Annotated in this window: 17 protein-coding genes and 1 other RNA gene; 5 read left to right on the top strand and 13 right to left on the bottom strand. The window is 66.4% G+C overall.

Features of this window, described 5'->3' with window-relative positions; all coding sequences use genetic code 11:
• Positions 1-11 precede the first annotated feature (11 nt).
• From SAC06_RS04685 to pheS, 5 genes are all read right to left on the bottom strand, one after another.
• On the bottom strand, positions 12-1,235 hold the full coding sequence (locus tag SAC06_RS04685; protein ID WP_350259049.1) for an argininosuccinate synthase: 1,224 nt from the start codon (positions 1,233-1,235) through the stop codon (positions 12-14).
• Positions 1,222-1,794, bottom strand: a complete 573-nt coding sequence (argR, locus tag SAC06_RS04680) for an arginine repressor (protein WP_350259048.1) — start codon at positions 1,792-1,794, stop codon at positions 1,222-1,224. The genes SAC06_RS04685 and argR overlap by 14 nt, the downstream gene beginning before the upstream one ends.
• 61 nt (positions 1,795-1,855) lie before the next feature.
• Positions 1,856-2,344 (bottom strand): flavodoxin domain-containing protein, encoded by a 489-nt coding sequence (locus SAC06_RS04675; protein ID WP_350259047.1) that lies wholly within the window; start codon positions 2,342-2,344, stop codon positions 1,856-1,858.
• Positions 2,345-2,385: 41 nt separating this feature from the next.
• Entirely contained in the window at positions 2,386-5,004 is a 2,619-nt protein-coding gene (gene pheT / locus SAC06_RS04670) for a phenylalanine--tRNA ligase subunit beta (RefSeq protein WP_350259046.1), read from the bottom strand.
• A 4-nt stretch (positions 5,005-5,008) separates the two neighbouring features.
• Positions 5,009-6,094 carry a phenylalanine--tRNA ligase subunit alpha gene (gene pheS / locus SAC06_RS04665; protein ID WP_350259045.1) on the bottom strand — a complete coding sequence of 362 codons (1,086 nt, stop codon included), beginning with the start codon at positions 6,092-6,094 and terminating at the stop codon, positions 5,009-5,011.
• 138 nt (positions 6,095-6,232) lie between these two features.
• Here pheS and panB point away from each other — a divergent pair, with 138 nt between their 5' ends.
• The 5 genes from panB (at position 6,233) to SAC06_RS04640 (ending at position 9,809) form a co-directional block, all read left to right on the top strand.
• Positions 6,233-7,027: a 3-methyl-2-oxobutanoate hydroxymethyltransferase gene (panB, locus tag SAC06_RS04660; RefSeq protein ID WP_350259044.1), complete on the top strand. Its 795-nt coding sequence runs from the start codon at positions 6,233-6,235 to the stop codon at positions 7,025-7,027.
• 9 nt (positions 7,028-7,036) lie between these two features.
• Entirely contained in the window at positions 7,037-7,918 is an 882-nt protein-coding gene (map, locus tag SAC06_RS04655) for a type I methionyl aminopeptidase (RefSeq protein WP_350259043.1), read from the top strand.
• A 30-nt stretch (positions 7,919-7,948) separates the two neighbouring features.
• The gene (gene ppgK / locus SAC06_RS04650) at positions 7,949-8,701 is read left to right on the top strand and encodes a polyphosphate--glucose phosphotransferase (protein WP_350259042.1); all 753 of its coding nucleotides are present in this window, start codon (positions 7,949-7,951) and stop codon (positions 8,699-8,701) included.
• 13 nt (positions 8,702-8,714) lie between these two features.
• Positions 8,715-9,068: RNase P RNA component class A (rnpB, locus tag SAC06_RS04645), an RNA gene on the top strand.
• Between the two features lie 12 nt (positions 9,069-9,080).
• Positions 9,081-9,809, top strand: coding sequence for a YaaA family protein (locus tag SAC06_RS04640; protein ID WP_350259041.1), 729 nt, complete (start codon positions 9,081-9,083; stop codon positions 9,807-9,809).
• Here the strand turns inward: SAC06_RS04640 and SAC06_RS04635 are convergent.
• The 8 genes from SAC06_RS04635 to purM form a co-directional block, all read right to left on the bottom strand.
• Positions 9,767-10,492: a hypothetical protein gene (locus SAC06_RS04635; protein ID WP_350259040.1), complete on the bottom strand. Its 726-nt coding sequence runs from the start codon at positions 10,490-10,492 to the stop codon at positions 9,767-9,769. The genes SAC06_RS04640 and SAC06_RS04635 overlap by 43 nt on opposite strands.
• Complete coding sequence (locus SAC06_RS04630; protein WP_350259039.1) at positions 10,489-11,292, bottom strand: Nif3-like dinuclear metal center hexameric protein; 804 nt, start codon at positions 11,290-11,292, stop codon at positions 10,489-10,491. Before SAC06_RS04630 ends, SAC06_RS04635 begins: the two co-directional genes overlap by 4 nt.
• A complete protein-coding gene (locus tag SAC06_RS04625; RefSeq protein ID WP_350259038.1) occupies positions 11,289-13,076 on the bottom strand; it encodes a chorismate-binding protein in 1,788 nt (595 codons plus the stop codon). Before SAC06_RS04625 ends, SAC06_RS04630 begins: the two co-directional genes overlap by 4 nt.
• Positions 13,077-13,208: 132 nt before the next feature.
• On the bottom strand, positions 13,209-15,185 hold the full coding sequence (locus SAC06_RS04620; RefSeq protein ID WP_350259037.1) for a beta-galactosidase: 1,977 nt from the start codon (positions 15,183-15,185) through the stop codon (positions 13,209-13,211).
• Positions 15,182-16,222 (bottom strand): 5-(carboxyamino)imidazole ribonucleotide synthase, encoded by a 1,041-nt coding sequence (purK, locus tag SAC06_RS04615; RefSeq protein ID WP_350259036.1) that lies wholly within the window; start codon positions 16,220-16,222, stop codon positions 15,182-15,184. The genes SAC06_RS04620 and purK overlap by 4 nt, the downstream gene beginning before the upstream one ends.
• Positions 16,219-16,701: a 5-(carboxyamino)imidazole ribonucleotide mutase gene (purE, locus tag SAC06_RS04610; RefSeq protein ID WP_350259035.1), complete on the bottom strand. Its 483-nt coding sequence runs from the start codon at positions 16,699-16,701 to the stop codon at positions 16,219-16,221. The genes purK and purE overlap by 4 nt, the downstream gene beginning before the upstream one ends.
• Before the next feature lie 8 nt (positions 16,702-16,709).
• Positions 16,710-17,255 (bottom strand): phosphoribosylglycinamide formyltransferase, encoded by a 546-nt coding sequence (gene purN, locus SAC06_RS04605; RefSeq protein WP_350259034.1) that lies wholly within the window; start codon positions 17,253-17,255, stop codon positions 16,710-16,712.
• A complete protein-coding gene (purM, locus tag SAC06_RS04600) occupies positions 17,252-18,259 on the bottom strand; it encodes a phosphoribosylformylglycinamidine cyclo-ligase (protein ID WP_350259033.1) in 1,008 nt (335 codons plus the stop codon). The genes purN and purM overlap by 4 nt, the downstream gene beginning before the upstream one ends.
• Positions 18,260-18,261: the final 2 nt, after the last annotated feature.

Here is an 18,261-nt window from a genome sequence, read left to right as displayed (position 1 = left end):
ACACCCGTTGGTTAGAGCTGGAGCCCCCGTCCGAACCGGGCATCACGGGCCGCCGCCTGCTTGGCGGACAGACCGTAGATTTCAATAAACCCACGCGAATGCGACTGGTCGAAGGTGTCACCCGTCTCGTAGGTGGCCAGGTTGAAGTCGTAGAGCGAGGTGTCGGACTTGCGTCCGGTAACCACGGCCCGACCCCCGTGCAGGGTCATCCGGACAGTGCCGCTGACGTAAAGCTGGGTCGAGTCGACGAAGGCATCCAGCGACTGCTTCAGCGGGGAGAACCACTGGCCGTCGTAGACCAGTTCGCCCCAGCGCAGATCCACGCGCTTCTTGAACCGGGCCTGCTCCCGCTCCAACGTGACGTTCTCCAGCTCTTCGTGCGCATTGATCAGCACGATTGCGGCCGGGGCCTCGTAGATTTCGCGCGACTTGATTCCGACCAGCCGGTCCTCCACGATATCGATCCGCCCAATTCCCTGGGCGCCCGCCCGGCGATTGAGTTCCTGCACGATCTCCAGGACCGACTTCTTCTGTCCATCCAAGGCGACCGGCACACCCTGCTCGAAGGTGATCTCCACTTCGTCGGGCAGCGGCGGGTAGGTCGGGTCATCGGTGTAGTTGTAGACGTCCTTGGTGGGCGCGTTCCAAATGTCCTCCAGGAACCCGGTCTCAATGGCCCGGCCCCAGACGTTCTGGTCAATCGAGAACGGGTTGTGCTTGGTGGTCTCGATCGGGAGGGAGTGCTTGTTGGCGTAGTCAATAGCCACGTCCCGGGTCAAAGCCAGGTCGCGAACCGGAGCGATGCACTTCAGATCCGGGGCGATCGAGGTGATGGATACTTCGAACCGGACCTGGTCGTTGCCCTTACCGGTGCACCCGTGGGCCACGGTGGAGCCACCGAACTGCCGGGCTGCCTTCACCAGGTGCTTGGAAATCAGCGGCCGGGACAGGGCGGACACCAGCGGGTAGCGGCCCTGGTACATCGAGTTAGCTTTAATGGCGGGGACCAGGTAGTCGTTGGCGAACTCGTCACGGGCATCCACCACGTAGGCTTCAACGGCACCGCAGTCGAGCGCGCGCTGGCGGATCACCTGCAGGTCCTCGCCCCCCTGGCCGACGTCGACCGCAACCGCGATGACTTCCTGACCGGTCTGTTCCTGAATCCAACCGATGGCCACGGAGGTATCCAACCCTCCGGAGTAGGCCAGTACGACCCGGTCTTTACCCTGCGACATGCTTGCTCCTAGTTGTTTTCTGTGATGGTGCGGGATCGGCCAACTCCAGCAGTTGCCGGTAAACGGCGGCGGCTGCTTCGGTGTCGCGACAAATCAGCAAAATGGTGTCATCTCCGGCAATTGTGCCGACCACGCCGTCCAGCCGGGCGGTGTCAATCGCCGAGCCCAACAGGTTGGCGGCCCCGACCGGGGTGCGCAGCACCAGCAAGTTTTGCGCCGCATCTCCGCTGATGAGCAGGTCCTGACACCAGCGTGCCAGCCGGGTCATAGTCCCCTCCTGCTGATGGGTGGGGGTCCCGTCCCAGTTCGGCACGGTGTAAACCAGCGAACCGTCCTCACTGCGGACCTTCGTGGCTTCCATCTCGAGCAGGTCCCGTGAAAGCGTGGCCTGGGCGATTTCGATTCCCCGGTCGGCCAGGACCCGGCGCAACTGCTCTTGCGATGAGATCGGCTGACTAGCCAGCACCTCGGTAATGATCCCGTGGCGTGCGGCTTTGGTCGCAATTGGCGTATTTGCCTGCGCCATTTCCACCCCCTCGGTCACCATGAGTTCTCTCATGAATAACTATACGAAGGAATGGATAAACATGCGAACGCGTCCGCTATTCAACACGTCACAGCTACGCGCCCAACTCCTGTGCAATCTCGTCTGCCCACTGACCGATCTCCTGCCAGTCGCGGTAGTCACCTTCGACGGCCCCGGCCACGTACCCGATCGACCGTTCCCGCAGGTTCAGGTTGGACGGGTCGTACCGGCCCGGGAACACTTTCTGGCCGTGGAACACCCCGTCCACCGCCACCGGCCCAATCCGGTGAACGTCTTCGGGTCGACCCTTGGCCACCTCGGAAATCCCGACCGAGAAAGCCCAGGACGGCTTGTCGCGCAAGTCCTGGTGGAATCGTTGGACGAAGTTTTTCGCCGTGTCGGCCCACTGGCGCAGGTACACCGCGGAGCCCACTACCACCCCGTCGTAGGGGTCGAGCGAGTCCACCGACTCGGGCGGCAACTGTTCCACGTCAATGCCGTGTGTCTTCAGCCGCTGGGCAATCGCCTCGGCCACTTCCAGGGTTGAACCGTGACGGCTCGCTGCCGTTACCAGAACTTTCATGCCTTAACCTTCTCACTGTTGGTGGCCGAAGACCCGGGGCCTTAGGCTCGGAGTTCCGCCCCGAGCCGCTTGGTCAGGTCGTGAATTGCCTTCTCACGTAGTTTAGCCACTTCCTTCGACCCCAAGGTCCGATCGGGTGCGCGCAGGGTGAGCGAGTAGGCCAGCGACCGTGACCCTTCCGCCACCTGGGATCCCTGGTAAATGTCGAACAGCTGCAGGCTCTCCAACACCGGCCCGACGCTTTGCTGCAAAACTCGTTCAACGTCGGCGGCGGGCACGGTCTGGGGCAGCACCAGGGCCAGGTCCAGCTTGGCCACGGGGTAAACCGAAACCTTCTCTACCTGCACCGGCTCCGCCTGGACCAGGTCGTGCAGCAGATCCAGATCCAACTCGAACGCAGCCGTGCGCGCGGGCAGGCCGTATTCGCTGACCACCTGTGGGTGCAGTTCCCCGGCCAGGCCCACCTCGACCAGCGCCTTGCCTCGCCGGGCATACAGGCGGGCTACCCGACCCGGATGCCAGGGAGCAACCGCTTCGGGCGCAGCCGCCGGCGTCGGAACGGGCGGCCCCGGAATACGCGGCGTGTCAGCCGGTACCCAGGCTCGGGTCACCTGCAGGTCCACCCCGACGGCACTAGCCACCCGGCGGGCCTGAGCGATCGCGTCCGCCCAGTCCCAGGTGCGGGTCGGACTCAGCACCGCCGACGGTCCCAAGGGACCGCCATAAACGCCGGCTACGTGCCACGGTTGGGCCGGAACCCCCGCGTGCAGTGCGGCCAGTTCGGCCTCGGTCGGGCGCTGGCTCACCCCCGGAATCGGGGCGGGAACTGTTCCGGCCGGGAGGGTAACCGATCCCAGCTCAAAGATGGCTAGGCGCGGGTTAGAGCGAGCAGCATTTCGCTCCGCCACGTCCAGCAGCGAATCCAAAATGGTGGTGCGCAGCAGTGGAGCATCGTCTGCCAGCGGGTTCCGCAGCCGCAGGGCCTGGCGCCGCGGATCGTCCGCAGCCAGGTGCTGACGGTCGTGCGCCGAACCGATGAACGGATAGGACAGCACCTCCACCGCCCCGGCCTGGGCCAGCGTCTGGGCCACCCGGCGCCGGGTGGTTTGGATCGGGGTGAGTGCGGCCGAAGTGGCCGTCGCCGGAAGCCGGGTCGGGATCTCGTCGTAGCCGTCGATCCGGGCGATCTCCTCCACCAGGTGCGCGGGACCGGTCAGGTCGGGGCGCCAACTCGGCGGCTGAACCACCAGCTCGTCCCCATCCCGGGTGACCTGCGCTCCAATCAGCTCCAGAATCTCTACGATCCGCTCGGGAGCGTAGGACCGCCCGGTCAGGCGCTCGGCTTCGCTCAGGCGCAGGCGCACCGCGGGCAGCGGCACGGTTCGGTCCAGGTCAAAGCGGACCGGGTCGAGTTGGCCGCCCCCGTACTGGACCAGCAGCTCTGCGGTGCGCTGGACCGCCACCGGGGCCAGTTCCGGATCCACTCCCCGCTCGAAGCGCTTGGACGCCTCGGAGGAAAGCTTGTGTCGCCGCGAAGTGCGGGCGATGGAGACCGAGTTGAAATGGGCCCCTTCAATTACGACGTCGGTGGTGTGCTCGCCGACTTCGGAGTCCAGCCCACCCATCACACCGGCCAACCCAATCAGGCGGGAGCCGGCCTGCCCGTTCGGGGAGTCGGTGATGACGATGTCTTCGTCGGACAGCTCTCGCTCAACCCCATCCAGGGTGGTGAACGGCTCACCCGCCTTGGCCCGGCGGACCACGATCGGGGCGGCCACCGACTCGAGCGCGTAGGCGTGGAGCGGCTGCCCCAGGTCCAGCATGACGTAGTTGGTCACGTCGACCGGCAGCGAAATTGATCGCATCCCGGCCTGCTCAAGGCGATCCACCATCCACTGCGGGGTGGGTGCGTGCGGGTCGAGTCCTCGCACCACCTGGGTGACAAAGCGATCGCAGAGCTCCGGGTCAGCTTCGACCGTGAAACCCTGGTCCGAGGCGGGCGGAAGCTCACCGGCCAGGCCGTGGTCAGTGAACACCGCTCCGGTCGAATGGGAGTACTCGCGCGCCAACCCGCGGATAGAGAAGGCGTAGCCCCGGTCCGGGGTGACGTTGACCTCGAGCACCTCTTCGCCCAGTTGGAGCGGGCCAATCAGGTCCTCCCCAACCGCCAGCTCGGACAGAGCCGGGAACTGGCGATCCAGCACGATAATCCCGTCGTGATCCTGTCCCAAGCCAAGCTCGCGCTCCGAGCAAATCATCCCGTCCGAGACGTGCCCGTAGGTTTTGCGCTGAGCAATGGGGAACGGACCCGGCAGCACTGCGCCGGGCAGGGCCACCACGACGCGGTCGCCGACGGTGAAGTTGTGTGCCCCGCAGATGATTCCGCGTGAGGCCAGCTCAGAATGCTCCTTGCCGGTCCCCGGTTCATCGTTGTAGGGGCCCACATCCACCCGGCAGTAGTTCACGGTCTTGCCGTTAGAGTGCGTCTCCGGGGCCACGCTGAGCACCCGACCCACGACGAGGGGGCCGATCACCTTCGCGGGGTGAATTTCCTCTTCCTCAATTCCCACCGAAACCAGGGCCTCGGCCACCTCGGCAATCGTTGTCTCACCGGGAACTTCGACGTGGTCACGCAGCCACGACAGCGACAGGTACGGCATTGTTCTATTGTCCTTTCCCGAAGAGGCCAAACTGCTCGGAGAAGCGCATGTCTCCCTCGACAATGTCGCGCATGTCGGAGATTCCGTGGCGCAGCATCAGGGTCCGTTCCAGTCCCATCCCAAAGGCGAACCCGGTGTACTCGTCCGGGTCAATCCCGTTGGCGATCAGCACCGCCGGGTTGACCATGCCGCAGCCACCCCATTCGATCCAGCCCGGGCCGCCCTTCTTTTGGGGGAACCAGAAGTCCATCTCGGCGCTCGGTTCGGTGAAGGGGAAGAACGAGGGGCGCAGGCGAGTTTTCACCTCGGGCCCGAACAACGCCTTCGCCAGCGCGTCGAGGACACCCTTCAGGTCGGCCATGGTCAGGCCTCGGTCGACCGCGATGCCCTCAATCTGGTGGAAGACCGGCGTGTGGGTTGCATCCAGCGCGTCGGAGCGGAACACTTTCCCCGGGCAGACCGCGTACAGCGGCACTCCCTGCTCCAGCAGGGTGCGGGACTGGACCGGCGAGGTGTGGGTGCGCAGCACCAGGGATCCGTCCTGCGCGGCAGCGCCGCCCGCGGAAGTCCCGTCGACGTAGAACGTGTCGGCCATCTGCCGAGCCGGGTGGTCGGCATCAAAGTTCAGCGAGTCAAAGTTGAACCACTCGTGTTCGACTTCGGGCCCCTCGGCGATGCTCCAACCAAGGCCGAGGAAAAAGTCGCCGGCCTCCTCAATTAGGAGGGACAGCGGGTGGCGGGCACCGACCGGGAACCGGTCCGAGGCGACCGACACGTCGACCCCCTCGTCCACCAGCACGGCGGCCAGGTGGGCCTGCTCAAGCTGCTCCTGACGCTCGGCCAGCAATTGGTTGAGCTGTTGGCGGGCACGACCCAGGTTCTTGCCGGCCACGGCCTTTTCGGGGCCGGGCAGGTCCTTGATGGTCCGGTTGGCCAGGGTCAGCGCGGACCGATCGCCAAAGATCTCAGTCTTCCGGGCCTTGAGCTCCGTCAGGTCCGTCGCGGCGGTTAGTTGGGCCGCCGCCTGGGCACTCCACCGAGAAACGGCGTCCTCATCACGAGGGTCCAGAGCGGAAGGGTCAAGTTCCATTGCTACCCCTTTTGAGTCGTTCGCGCGCTGGTAGCGCTGCTCTTTCAACGCACCTACTCTAGTCCAGGCGGCCTGGCAGTGAGTATTCGGTCCAGCGGGGAGATGGCTAGAATGAGGGAACACTACCGAGGAGGTTTCATGTCCCGCGTGCGGATTCCCCACCTGCAAAAGGCCTATCGTGAGGGGCGGCGGTTGACGATGCTGACCGCCTATGACGCCACGGTGGCCCCCCTGCTGGAGGCGGCCGGAGTGGACATGCTGCTGGTGGGTGATTCCCTGGGCAACGTCGCGCTCGGTCACCAGTCGACCCTGCCGGTGGAACTGTCCGACATGATCCGCTCGACCGAGGCGGTCGCGCGCTCGACCACCCGTCCGCTGATCGTCACCGACCTGCCGTTCGGCTCATTCGAACAGGGGACCGCCCAGGCGTTCGGCTCTGCCGCGACCCTGCTGAAAGCCGGTGCTCAAGCGGTCAAAATGGAGGGCGGCGCCGAGCGAGCCCACCTGATCCGGTTCCTGGTGGAGAACGGGATCCCGGTGATGGGTCACCTGGGCTACACCCCGCAGGCTGAAAATGCACTTGGCGGTCCCCGACTGCAGGGCAAAGGTGAGTTGGGCGACAAACTGCTGGCCGACGCCCACGCGGTGGCCGAGGCGGGCGCGTTCGGACTGGTGCTGGAGATGGTGCCCGCCAGTTTGGCCCGGCGCGTGACGGAAGAGCTGGACATCCCCACGATTGGGATTGGCGCCGGACCGGACTGCTCGGGCCAGGTGCTGGTTTGGGCCGACATGGCCGGAATGGGCGCGTGGTCGCCGAGCTTTGCCCGCCGATTTGGCGAGGTGGGGCAGGCGTTGACCGAGGCGGCGCGCGCCTACGTTGAGGAGACCCAGGCGGGGACTTTCCCCGGACCGGACCACTACCGCGAGAGTTAGCATAGGCACATGAATTCGAAACTGGCTGCCCGGGCTCCCCTGGGCACACTCACCCCTGGCCGCATCTCCCCCGAACGCAGTGTTCCCCGGGGAATTGAGCGACCCGAGTACCTGTTCCACGACGGACCCGAGGTAGTGACCGCCTCCGACGTGAAGTCGCCCGAGACGATTGAGCTGATTCGTCAGGCCGGCAAGATTGCCGCCGACGCCATCGCCAAGGCGGGCGAGGCGATCCGACCCGGGGTGACCACCGACCAGTTGGACGCGATTGCCCACCAGTACCTGATTGACCAGGGCGCCTACCCCTCCTGCCTGAACTACATGGGCTTCCCGAAGTCCATTTGCACTTCGATCAACGAGGTCATCTGCCACGGGATCCCGGATGACCGGCCGCTGGAGGAAGGCGACATCATCAACCTGGATATCACCGCCTACCGCAACGGCGTCCACGGGGACACCTGCGCCATGTTTACCGTGGGCGAGGTGGATGAGGAGTCCCGCCTGCTGATCGAACGCACCGAGCAGGCCATGCTGCGCGGAATCAAGGCCATCCGGCCCGGCCGGGAAATCAACGTGATCGGGCGGGTAATCGAGTCCTACGCCAAGCGCTTCAAATACGGGGTGGTCCGGGACTACACCGGCCACGGCGTCGGTGAAGCGTTCCACTCGGGCCTGATCGTGCCGCACTACGACGCTGCTCCGGCCTACAACCAGACGATGGAAGTCGGGATGGTCTTCACCGTTGAGCCGATGCTGACCCTGGGCGACGTCGACTGGGAGCAGTGGGACGATAACTGGACCGTGGTGACGCGGGATCGGGGCCGAACTGCCCAGTTCGAACACACCGTCGCGGTCACCGAGGACGGAGCGGACATCCTGACCCTTCCTTAGTTTAGGATTGAGCCAAAGAAAGGGATCAGGATGACTAATATTGCCTGCGGGATTGACATTGGTGGCTCCGGAATTAAGGGAGCCCTGGTTGATTTGACCTCCGGGGAGTTCATTGGGGAGCGCGTTCGGATCGAAACCCCGCACCCGGCCACACCCGAGGCGGTAGCCAAGACCTGCGTGGAGGTTCTCAGCCAACTGCAGGCTCCCGCCGACGTGCCGGTCGGAATTGCCATGCCCGCTCCCCTGCCGCAGGGCATCGTTCCGTTCATGGCCAACCTGGACGCATCGTGGGAAGGGGTGCATGCCCAAAGCATGTACGAGTCGTTCCTGGGGCACCCGGTCACGGTCCTCAACGACGCGGATGCGGCCGGCTTGGCCGAGGCGGTGTTCGGGGCGGCCCAGGGCCAGGACGGCCTGGTCATCGTGACCACGTTGGGAACCGGGATTGGCTCGGCGCTGATCTACCGTGGAGTGCTGATCCCCAACTCAGAGCTGGGTCACTTGGAAATCGGTGGCTACGACGCGGAGAGCCGCGCCTCGGCCGCCCAGCGCGTCAAGCAGGATTTGGGTTGGAAGAAATGGGCCAAGCGCCTGCAAAAGTACTATTCGCACGTCGAAATGCTGTTTTCGCCGGACCTGTTCGTCGTCGGCGGCGGGGTGTCGAAGAACTCTGACAAGTTCCTGCCGCTCCTGAGCCTGCGGACCCCAATTATTCCCGCCCAGCTGCGGAACCGGGCCGGAATTGTCGGGGCGGCAGTCGCGGCTGACCGGGCCAACCAGTAGACTGTAGGGCGGATGAGTTGGCCGGGTGGTCGCGGCTTCCTGCGGGAGGCTGAGGAACGTCCGGGCTCCACAGGGCAGGGTGGTGGCTAACGGCCACCCGGGGTGACCCGCGGGATAGTGCCACAGAGAGTAGACCGCCTGAGCAATCAGGTCAGGGTGAAAGGGTGCGGTAAGAGCGCACCAGCGGTGAAGGTGACTTCACCGGCTAGGTAAACCCCACCCGGAGCAAGGCCAAGCAGAAGGTTGAGGGGGCCCCTCTCTTGCCTTCGGGTAGGCTGCTAGAGGCCCGCGGTAACGCGGGTCCCAGAGGGATGATCACCACTCGCTTCGGCGAGGACAGAACCCGGCGTACAGGCCAACTCATCCACGAAAGGGATTTATGCTGATTTGGTTGCCCCCGTCCGAGGGGAAGTTGGCTCCCACCGCTGGGCCCGCCCTTGGGCCCCTCTCATTTCCAGAGCTCAGTTCGGCGCGCGCCGAGGTGGCCGAAGCGCTGATCCGGGTGTCCGCCTCGCCCGAAGCCGGGAAGATACTGGGCCTCGGCCCCAAATCGGTGAGCGAAGCCGCCGCCAACCTGGAGTTGTGGACCGGACCGTGCGCCCCGGCTGCCGAACTGTACACGGGGGTCCTCTACGCCAACCTGCTGCCCTATCCGGCAGCCTTCCCCACCTCCACCTGGATTTTCTCCGGGCTGTTCGGAGTGGTTCGCCCCGGCGACTACCTGCCGAATCACCGGCTGTCGATGAACGTCAGCCTGCCGGGCCTCGGACCGTTGGCCACCTGGTGGCGCGATCGGCTGCTGCCGCTGCTGCCGGAGGGCGAGACCATCGTCGATGCCCGCTCCGGTCCGTACCGCCGGGCCCTGCCCGCCCGATCCGCCCACGTGATTGAGGTCCACCCTCCCGCCGGGGTCAGCCACCAGGCGAAGGCCTACCGCGGGCAGGTTGCCCGCTACCTGTTGGAGCGGCTCCCGGCCGAGGCTGGCCTGGCCGAGACCCTCGCCTGTTTGGAATCGGTTTGCGAGCTGGGCCCGACGAAGGCCACGGCGGCCGGGGGTTCCCTCACTCAGGTCCGAGCAATCAGGTACTCGGTTTCGTCCGAAATGTAGAGCTGGTCGGCCGGGTGCATCGCCAGCTCGGACAGCTCGCTCAGGGGCAGCTCCACCGGCGCGTCAACCAGGGTGCCCTCGTGCATTTCAATCACCACTCTGGGGCCAAGTCGGGCCTGCAAGCCCTCGTAGGCCGTCACCAACTGGGCGGGCAGCAGCTCAACCACGTGCCGACGCTGGGCTTCCAACTGGTCAATCTCTTCCCCGGTCACCGCCAGGTCCGCAGCCAACCGCTGCTCCGCAGCACCCTGGTCCGCCAGGAGCGCCGCGTGGTTCTGGCGCGCCGCCTCAATCCCTGCGGCCAACTTTTCCCGGCCCTCCATCAGTTCCATCGCCTTGTCCTCCAAGGTGGCGATCCGAGTTTCAATGGAAGCCACTTCGTGTTCGAGGGCACTCATGTCCCGAATCGGAACCTTCCCCTCGTCCAACCGGCGCTGCTGCAGGTCCCGGCGCTGGCGCACCTTCTCAATCTCGCTTTCGACCTGCTCAATTTGGCGCGAGGCCCCATCGAGGCGTGCCTCGGCTGCCACAATCGCCTGCTGCAGGTCGCTGGCGCGGCCGGCCAGCTCGACAATCTCCTGGCGTGCGGGGTGGGTCCGATCCTGGTGCCGGAGGCGGGCCAAAGCCAAATCCAGCCGCTGCAGTTCCACCAGGTGGGTCTGTTCGAGGGGCAGTGCCTTCATCGAGTTGGTCCTTTCGTTGGGAGGTGCAGGGCCCACGGCTCGGTGACCTGGGCGGAAACGTCTACCTGAAGACTATCGGCAAATTCGGCTCGCAGTTGTGCCTGCAACCGCGGCAACCAGGGCCACTCGGTCGCCCAGTGCGACCCGCAAATGAGGGCGGGGCCGCCGTTAATCAGGTGTTCGGAGGCCGGGTGGTGACGCAGGTCCGCCGTGACGTATACCTCCGCGCCAGCGGCCCGCGCCGCCTCCAGGAACGAGTCACCCGAACCGCCCGAGACCGCCACCCGGGAGATGACTGCGTCCAGGTCCCCACCCACCAGCAGTCCGGTCGGTCCGGCCGGCAGGCGCTCGACCACCAGGTGGGCAAACTCGCGGACCGTTTGGGCCGGAACCGTGCCAATTCGACCAAGTCCCGACTCCGGAATCAGCGGCTCGGTCCCGGTCAACCCCAGCAGGTCCGCCAGCGCATCCGCCACCCCGCCCGCGTTGGCATCCCCGTTCGTATGGGCGCAGTACAGGGCGGTCCCCCGCCGAATCAGGTCGGTCACCATCCGGCCTTTGGCCTCGTCCTCACTCAAAAACGAGGTGCCGCGCAGGTAGAGCGGGTGGTGGGTCAGCAGCAGATCGTAGCCGCGTGCCTCGGCCACCACTTCCGGCACCGGGTCCACGGCCAGCAGCACCCGCGAGATCGGTTGGCTGCGGTTACCTACCACCAAGCCGACCCGATCCCAGCTCTCAGCTGTCGCTGGCGGGTACCGGTGCTCCATGAACTGAATCAGTTGGCCAAGGGTTACGCTCATTGGTCCAGGATATCGCTGACTAGGCGCCGAAGGGTGTCGTAGCCGTCGAAGGACAGGACCGACTCCAGGTGTCCCTGGACCGAGGCGAGGCCCGGCCCGGTGAGCGCGTGGAGAAAGCCGGTGTCCGGCTCCGAATCCACCGTCAGCCCGCGCACCTGGGAGCCGTCGGCGGCCACCGCCGTGAACGTGTTGTAGTAGCCGATCCGGGCTTCCTGTCCGGCGATCCGCACCAACCGGGGAGTGCCCTGGCGCGGCGCTGGCAGCTTTCGCAGTTCCAGTCCCAGTTGGTCCGACAGCACCTGGTGGCTCAGGCAGACGGCCAGGAGCGGGCGGCCCAACCGCTGGGCGATCAGTTCCCGGAGGCGGACAATCCTGGGGTTGGTTTGCGAGAGCGGGTCGCCCGGCCCGGGACCAAACACCACCAGGTCCGGCTGCTCCACGTCTTGAACCTGATGCCAGGGCACCACCTGCACGTCGAGGCCGAGGCGGCGGAGCTGGTGCGCCAGCATCGCGGTGAAGTCGTCCTCGCAGTCCACCACCAGGACCTGCGCCCGCAACTCGGCCCCGGACACCTGCTCGTCGCGCCAGAAGGGGGCCAGGTGCCGGTTCCGGTCGGCCAGGGCCGCCTCCACCCGCGGGTCGGCCACCGGCGGGCGGCTGCCAGTCGGCTGCTCGACCGCCGGGGTGGGCGCCTGGGCCAGGCCGAGCGCGGTCAGCATCCCCCCGGCCTTGGCCCGGGTTTCGGCCGCCTCCGCCCGCGGGTCGGAGTGCCGGACCAGGGTGGCCCCGGCCGAGACGCTGACTTGGCCGTCGGCGTCTAGGAAGGCGGTTCGGATCAGGATCGGCGCGTCCACCTCATACCCGCGCTCGGTTGGGGTGAACCTGGCCAGCACCCCGGAGTAGTAGCCGCGTGGGGTCGGTTCGTGGCGGGCAATCACCGCGCACGCGTTCCCCATTGGGGAGCCGGTCACCGTCGGGGCAAACATGGTCAGGCGCAGGACTTCGCGCGGATCCAACCGAGAATGCCCCTCCAGCAGGTACTCGGTGTGGATCAGCTGCGACATGGGCTTCAGGAACGGGCCGCGCATCACCCCGCCGTCGGGGCAGGCGGCGCTCATCATCTTCAGCTCCTCGTCAACCACCATCACCAGCTCTTCGCTTTCCTTCCGGTCCGCCAGGAATGACAGGAGGGTGTCGACGTCGGGCTGACCGTTTCTGAGCGTGCCAGAGATCGGGTTCATCCGGACCACTCCCCCGGTGGTGGACACGTGGCGCTCGGGCGAGGCGCCAACCGCGATCATCTGGTCGGTGATGAAGGCGAAGGTCCAGTAGGCACCCGACTCGCGTTCCAGCAGGCGGCGGAACCAGGCCAGGGCGGCCTGCTCGCGATCTGCTTCGAGGCGGGCGCGGTAGTCGCGCCGGATGACGAAGTTGGCCCCCTCACCGGAGCCGATTTCCTCCTCGATCACGGTTCGCACCACCGCCGCGTAGTCGTCGTCCGACTGGGTGAAACCGAGGTCCTCCAGCGGGGGTGCCTGCGCGGGCAACCGGGTGATCAGGTCGGCCACCGGCTCGGTTTCGAGGCGGTCCACCTGGAGGCAAAGAATGGGTAGCTGGTCGTCGCGGGCGGGAAAGCCCCGCTCCTGCACCTGGCGGAACGGCACCATTGCCAGCACTTCGGTGCCGGTCAGCGCGATGTCGGCCAGGCGAAACACCTCTTCGACGGTGCCGCTGAGGCGGTCAACTGTCGGGGAGCCTTGCCGGTGAATGAGGGCGTAGTTCATGTTGGTTCACTTTCTGCCCCAAGCGCAACCACCACTCAGGGCGGTCGCATGATGACACACTCCGCCTATGGGCGGGGCCACCAGATCATCATCATGGGAACAGACTAACCGCCAAGGCGCCCGCGGGCCAGTTCATCTCAGATCCAACACCACCGCGTCGCGCGGCCCCACTGTCACCTGCCCGCGGGCCACCCGCCCGGTCAGCAGGTCCGTACCGGCGGACACCGGGAACTGGACCGGGATTTCCCCATGGTTCAGCAGGAACTGGAACGGGCCGCGGGAGACCACCTCCAGCCCGGCCGGCAGCTCCGCAAGCTGGGGCCCACCCGGAGCCGAGCCGAGGACCCGCTCCAGCAGCGCGGCCCGGCCCGCCTCGTCCAGGAACGAACCCACGTACCACGCGGACCCGCGCCGGGTGATGGCGGGCAACCCATCCACGTCCAGCCCTTCGAAGGTGGCCACGACTTCGGCCTGGTCCACCTGGATTCGTTCGGCCCAGCCGTCGCCGTCATAGCTCTGCCCGTCCAGGGACACCTGGACCCGGGTCCGGGTGCGAACCGCCCCGGTGATTCGACCGGTGGCCGAGCCGGTGGGCGCCACCGGTAGCAGGTCCACCACCCGCACCCCCAACAGGTCGCGGAGCGGACCCAGGTAGCCCCCCAGATGCACCTGCGCCTCGCCGTTTTGATAGCCGGTTCCCGCGGTGACAATCACCGTTTTTCCCGCCAGCTTCTCCGCCAACCCGGGCAGAACCTGGAACAGGCTCGGCACCACCACCACCTCGTACCCGCTCAAATCGGAGTCCGGCGAGGCAAAATCGACCAGGAAGCCCAGGTCGTAGAGGCTCTGGTGCCACTGGGCCACCCGGGTGAGTGGATCCCACCCAATCGGACCGATGGCACTTTCCGCCGCCCACAGGCTGGGCCAGTCCCACAGGATCGCCACCGAGGCCCGCAGCCGGTGTCCGGCGACGGGCGCCAGCTTCTTCAGATCCGCCCCGGTTTGGACCATTTCTTCCCAGACCGGGGAGAGCTTGCCCGCGTGCGGAACCATGCCGGAGTGGTAGGTTTCTGCCCCGGAGCGCGACTGGCGCCACTGAAACTGCAGGACCGCGTCCGCACCCCGGGCCACCAGGCCCAGGGACCACAGTCGGAACTGCCCGGGCCGCTTAGGAGAGTTACGATCGCGCCACTGCACGGTTGACGGCGTCTGCTCCATCTGCCAGAACGGGCGCCCCCCGCCCAGGGAGCGCATCAGGTCCGAGCTGGCGGCAAACTGCGCCCCGGCTCGGGGGTCACCCGGCTCGGGATAGAAGTCGTTGGAGATCAGATCCAGGTGCGGCGACCACTTCCAGTAGTCCACCGTGGGGAAAAAGCCCATGTAGTTGGTGGTGACCGGCAGGTCCGGGCAGACCCGATGCAACACCCGCTTTTCCGCCAGGTAGCATTCGAGCAGCTGATCGGACCAGAACTCGCGCCACCGGGCCAGGTGGATCGGATTGTGGAACGTGGGCAGGTTCGCGGGCGGCTCCACCTGCGACCACGAGGTGTAGCGCTGGGACCAGAACTGGGTTCCCCAGGCCTCGTTCAACTGTTCTAGCGTGCCGTAGCGGGCCTGGAGCCACAGCCGGAACCGCTCGCGCGACTCCGGGTCAAAACTCTCGGACACGTGACAGCCGTACTCGTTGGAAACGTGCCACATAACGACGGCCGGGTGGGAGCCGAACTCGCGAGCCAGCTCCTCCACCAACTCGGCAGCTTTCTCCCGAAACTTGGTCGAAGCCGGGTTGTACTGCTGGCGCGAGCCCCAGGTGAGCGCGGTGCCATCCGCCCGGACCGGCAGGGTCTCCGGGTACATTTCGCCGAGCCACGGCGGCGGCGAGGCGGTCCCGGTCGCCAGGTCCACGTCGATTCCGGCCGCGTGGAGGCGATCGAGCAGGTCGCGGTAGAAGCCGAACTCGTAAACACCGTCTTTCGGCTCGAGTCGGGACCACCCGAAAATAGCGACGGAGACCAGGTTCACCCCGGCCTCCTGCATCAGCGCTATGTCCTCGGCAACGGTCTGCTGGTCCCACTGCTCCGGGTTGTAGTCCCCACCGTAGTAAATCAAGGCGTTTCCTCCAGGACGGTGATGTGCCCCATCTTCCGGCCCGGTCGGGCCTCACCCTTACCGTACAGGTGAACCGACCAGGTGGGCTCGGTCCGGATCCGCTCCAGCGTGGCGGGCAGGTCCTCGCCCAGCACGTTCGTCATCACCGCGGGGCTGAGCAGGCGCGGAGTGGGCAGTGGCCACCCGCAGATACCGCGCACGTGGGCGTCAAACTGCGACAGCGAGCAAGCCTCAATCGTGTAGTGGCCCGAGTTGTGCGGGCGAGGAGCCAGCTCGTTCACCAGCAACTCCCCACCGGGCAGGTAGAACAGCTCCACCCCCATCACCCCGACCAGGTCCAGGTGCTTGGCGATGGTGAGGGCCAGCTCCTCCGCTTGACGCGCCGCGGCCGGGGGAACCCGAGCCGGCACGATTGAACGGTGCAAAATGTTCCGGCGATGCTGATTTTCGCTCGGCGGGAAGGTGACGAACTGCCCGGTGCCATTCCCGGCCACAATCACCGACAACTCCAGCTCAAAGTCGACCCAGTCCTCCAGGATGCACTCGGTGGCCCCAATCAGCTCGCGGGCGGCCGCCCAGGCTTCCTGCTCGGTTCCCTCGGCGCCCAACACCACCTGGCCCTTGCCGTCGTAGCCGCCGCGCCGGGTCTTCAGCACCCCGGGCCCGACCAGGTCCTCCGGCTCATTCACGAGGCGGAACGGCGCCACCGGCACCCCCGCCTCGGTCAGGAACTGCTTTTCCGCCCACCGGTCCTGGCAAATCCGCAGGGCCCGGGTGGGCAGGCCGACCGCCGCCAGCGCCTCGGCGTCAACGTTCTCAAACTCGTAGGTGACCACGTCGGAGCGTTCGGCCAGTTCCCGCACGGCCTTCACGTCGTCGTAGGGGGCGACAATCTGCTCGGCCACCCGCGAGGCGGAGCAACCCGGGGTCGGATCGAGCACGAGGACCCGAAAGCCCATCTCTACTGCCGACTGGCCAATCATCTGGCCCAGTTGCCCGCCCCCAAGGATCCCAATCGTGGCACCGGGTTCGATCACGCCAGTTCCCCCTCCAGGGCCGCCGCGGCCGCCTGGGCCCGGCGCTCGGCCAGGCGCTCAACCAAAGCCGGATCGGTCAGAGCCAGGATCTGCGCGGCCAACAGGCCCGCATTGGTGGCCCCGGCTCGTCCAATAGCCACGGTGGCCACCGGTACGCCCGCGGGCATCTGGACGATCGAGAGGAGCGAATCCAACCCGGAGAGCGCCCGGCTTTGGACCGGCACCCCGATCACGGGCAGGGTGGTTTTGGCCGCCACCATTCCGGGCAGGTGGGCCGCGCCCCCCGCTCCGGCAATAATCACCTGGACGCCCTGACTGCGGGCCTCCTCGGCAAACTTGAACATCAGGTCGGGCGTGCGGTGGGCGGAAACCACCTGCTTGCTGTACCCAACCCCCAGTTCTTCCAGGACCTGGCACGCGTGGCGCATCGTCTCCCAGTCCGAACTGCTTCCCATAATCACCGCGACCGGCTCTGACACTGCTCCTCCTAGTTGCCGACCAGGCCCGCCAAGACCTGGGGATACAGTTTGTGTTCCACCCGGTGGATTTGCTCTTCCAGTTGGTCGAGGGTCCAGGCCGGGTCGATCGCGATCGCCTGCTGGGCGATCACCGGCCCGGTGTCGATTCCCTCGTCGATGAAGTGAATGGTTACTCCCGTTTCCGAGACCCGCGCCGCGTGGGCCTCCGAAATGGCGTGGGCGCCGGGGAAGGCTGGCAGCAGCGACGGGTGAATGTTGACGATCCGGCCGCCGTAGGCCCCCAGTAGGGTCGGTCCCACCAGCCGCATGTATCCCGCCAGGGCCACGAAGTCGATCCGATAGTGTTCCAGGCAGCGCAGCAATGCCGCTTCGTAGGCGGCCTTGTCGGGGAAGAACCGTGGCGACACGCTGACCACGGGAATACCCCGCTCACCCGCCCGCGCAATCACGGCGGCTTCCGGCCGGTCACACACCAGGACGGAGACGTCCAACGCATCAGCCAGGGCGACAAAGTTCGAGCCGGTGCCGGAGGCGAACACCGCCAGTGAGCTCATCGGATCAGCACCTGCGGCGAGTCGACCACCTCGCCCACCACGTAGGCCGGTTCGGACAGGAGGCTCTGGACCCGGTCCAGATCATCCGGACGGATCGCCAGAACCATCCCCAAGCCCATGTTGAAAATCTCGAACATCTCCGCGTGCTCGATCCGGCCCTTTTCCTCCAGCACCGCGAAAATCGGGGGGACCGGCCAGGAGCCCTCGTTGATGGTGACGCCGAGACCGTCGGGAAGCATCCGCGGCAGGTTCTCGACGAAGCCACCCCCGGTGATATGAGCGGCACCCCGCACCAGGCCCTGTTCCACCAGCGGAGCCAGGGCGGAAACGTAGATCCGGGTGGGGGTCAAGATTGTCTCACCGACCGACTTCTCCCCCAGTTCGGGCAGGTGCGAGTCTAGCTCATCCATCAGGATCTGGCGGACCAGGGAAAACCCGTTTGAGTGCAGGCCGGAGGAAGCGAGGCCGACCAGCAGGTCACCGGCCCGGACCTGTTCCCCGGTGATCAGCTTGGACTTTTCGGCGATGCCGACCGCGAAGCCGGCCACGTCGTACTCGTCCTCCCCGTAGAGGCCCGGCATCTCAGCGGTCTCGCCCCCAATCAGGGCCGCCCCCGCCTCGACGCAACCGTCGGCGATTCCGGCCACCACCTGCTCCAGCTGGTCGGGGTTGGTGCGACCGGTGGCAATGTAGTCCAAAAAGTACAGCGGCTGGGCTCCCTGGGCAGCAATATCGTTGACGCACATGGCCACGCAGTCGATCCCGATCGTGTCGTGGCGCTCCAGGGCCTGGGCGACCAGCAGCTTGGTCCCCACCCCGTCGGTACCGGAAACCAGGACCGGTTCGGCCAGGTCAAACCCGGACAGGTCAAAGCAACCGCCAAACCCGCCGAGTGAGCCCATCATTCCGGCCCGGGCCGTCCGGGCGGCGTGGCCCTTAATCCGTTCAACCACCTCGTAACCGGCGGTCACATCCACCCCGGCTCGGCTGTAGGCGTTGTCCACTG

Source organism: Scrofimicrobium sp. R131 (assembly GCF_040256745.1).
Classification (GTDB): domain Bacteria; phylum Actinomycetota; class Actinomycetes; order Actinomycetales; family Actinomycetaceae; genus Scrofimicrobium; species Scrofimicrobium appendicitidis.
The sequence above is the reverse complement of the archived record's forward strand: the minus strand, read 5'-3'. Positions and strand labels throughout refer to the sequence as shown.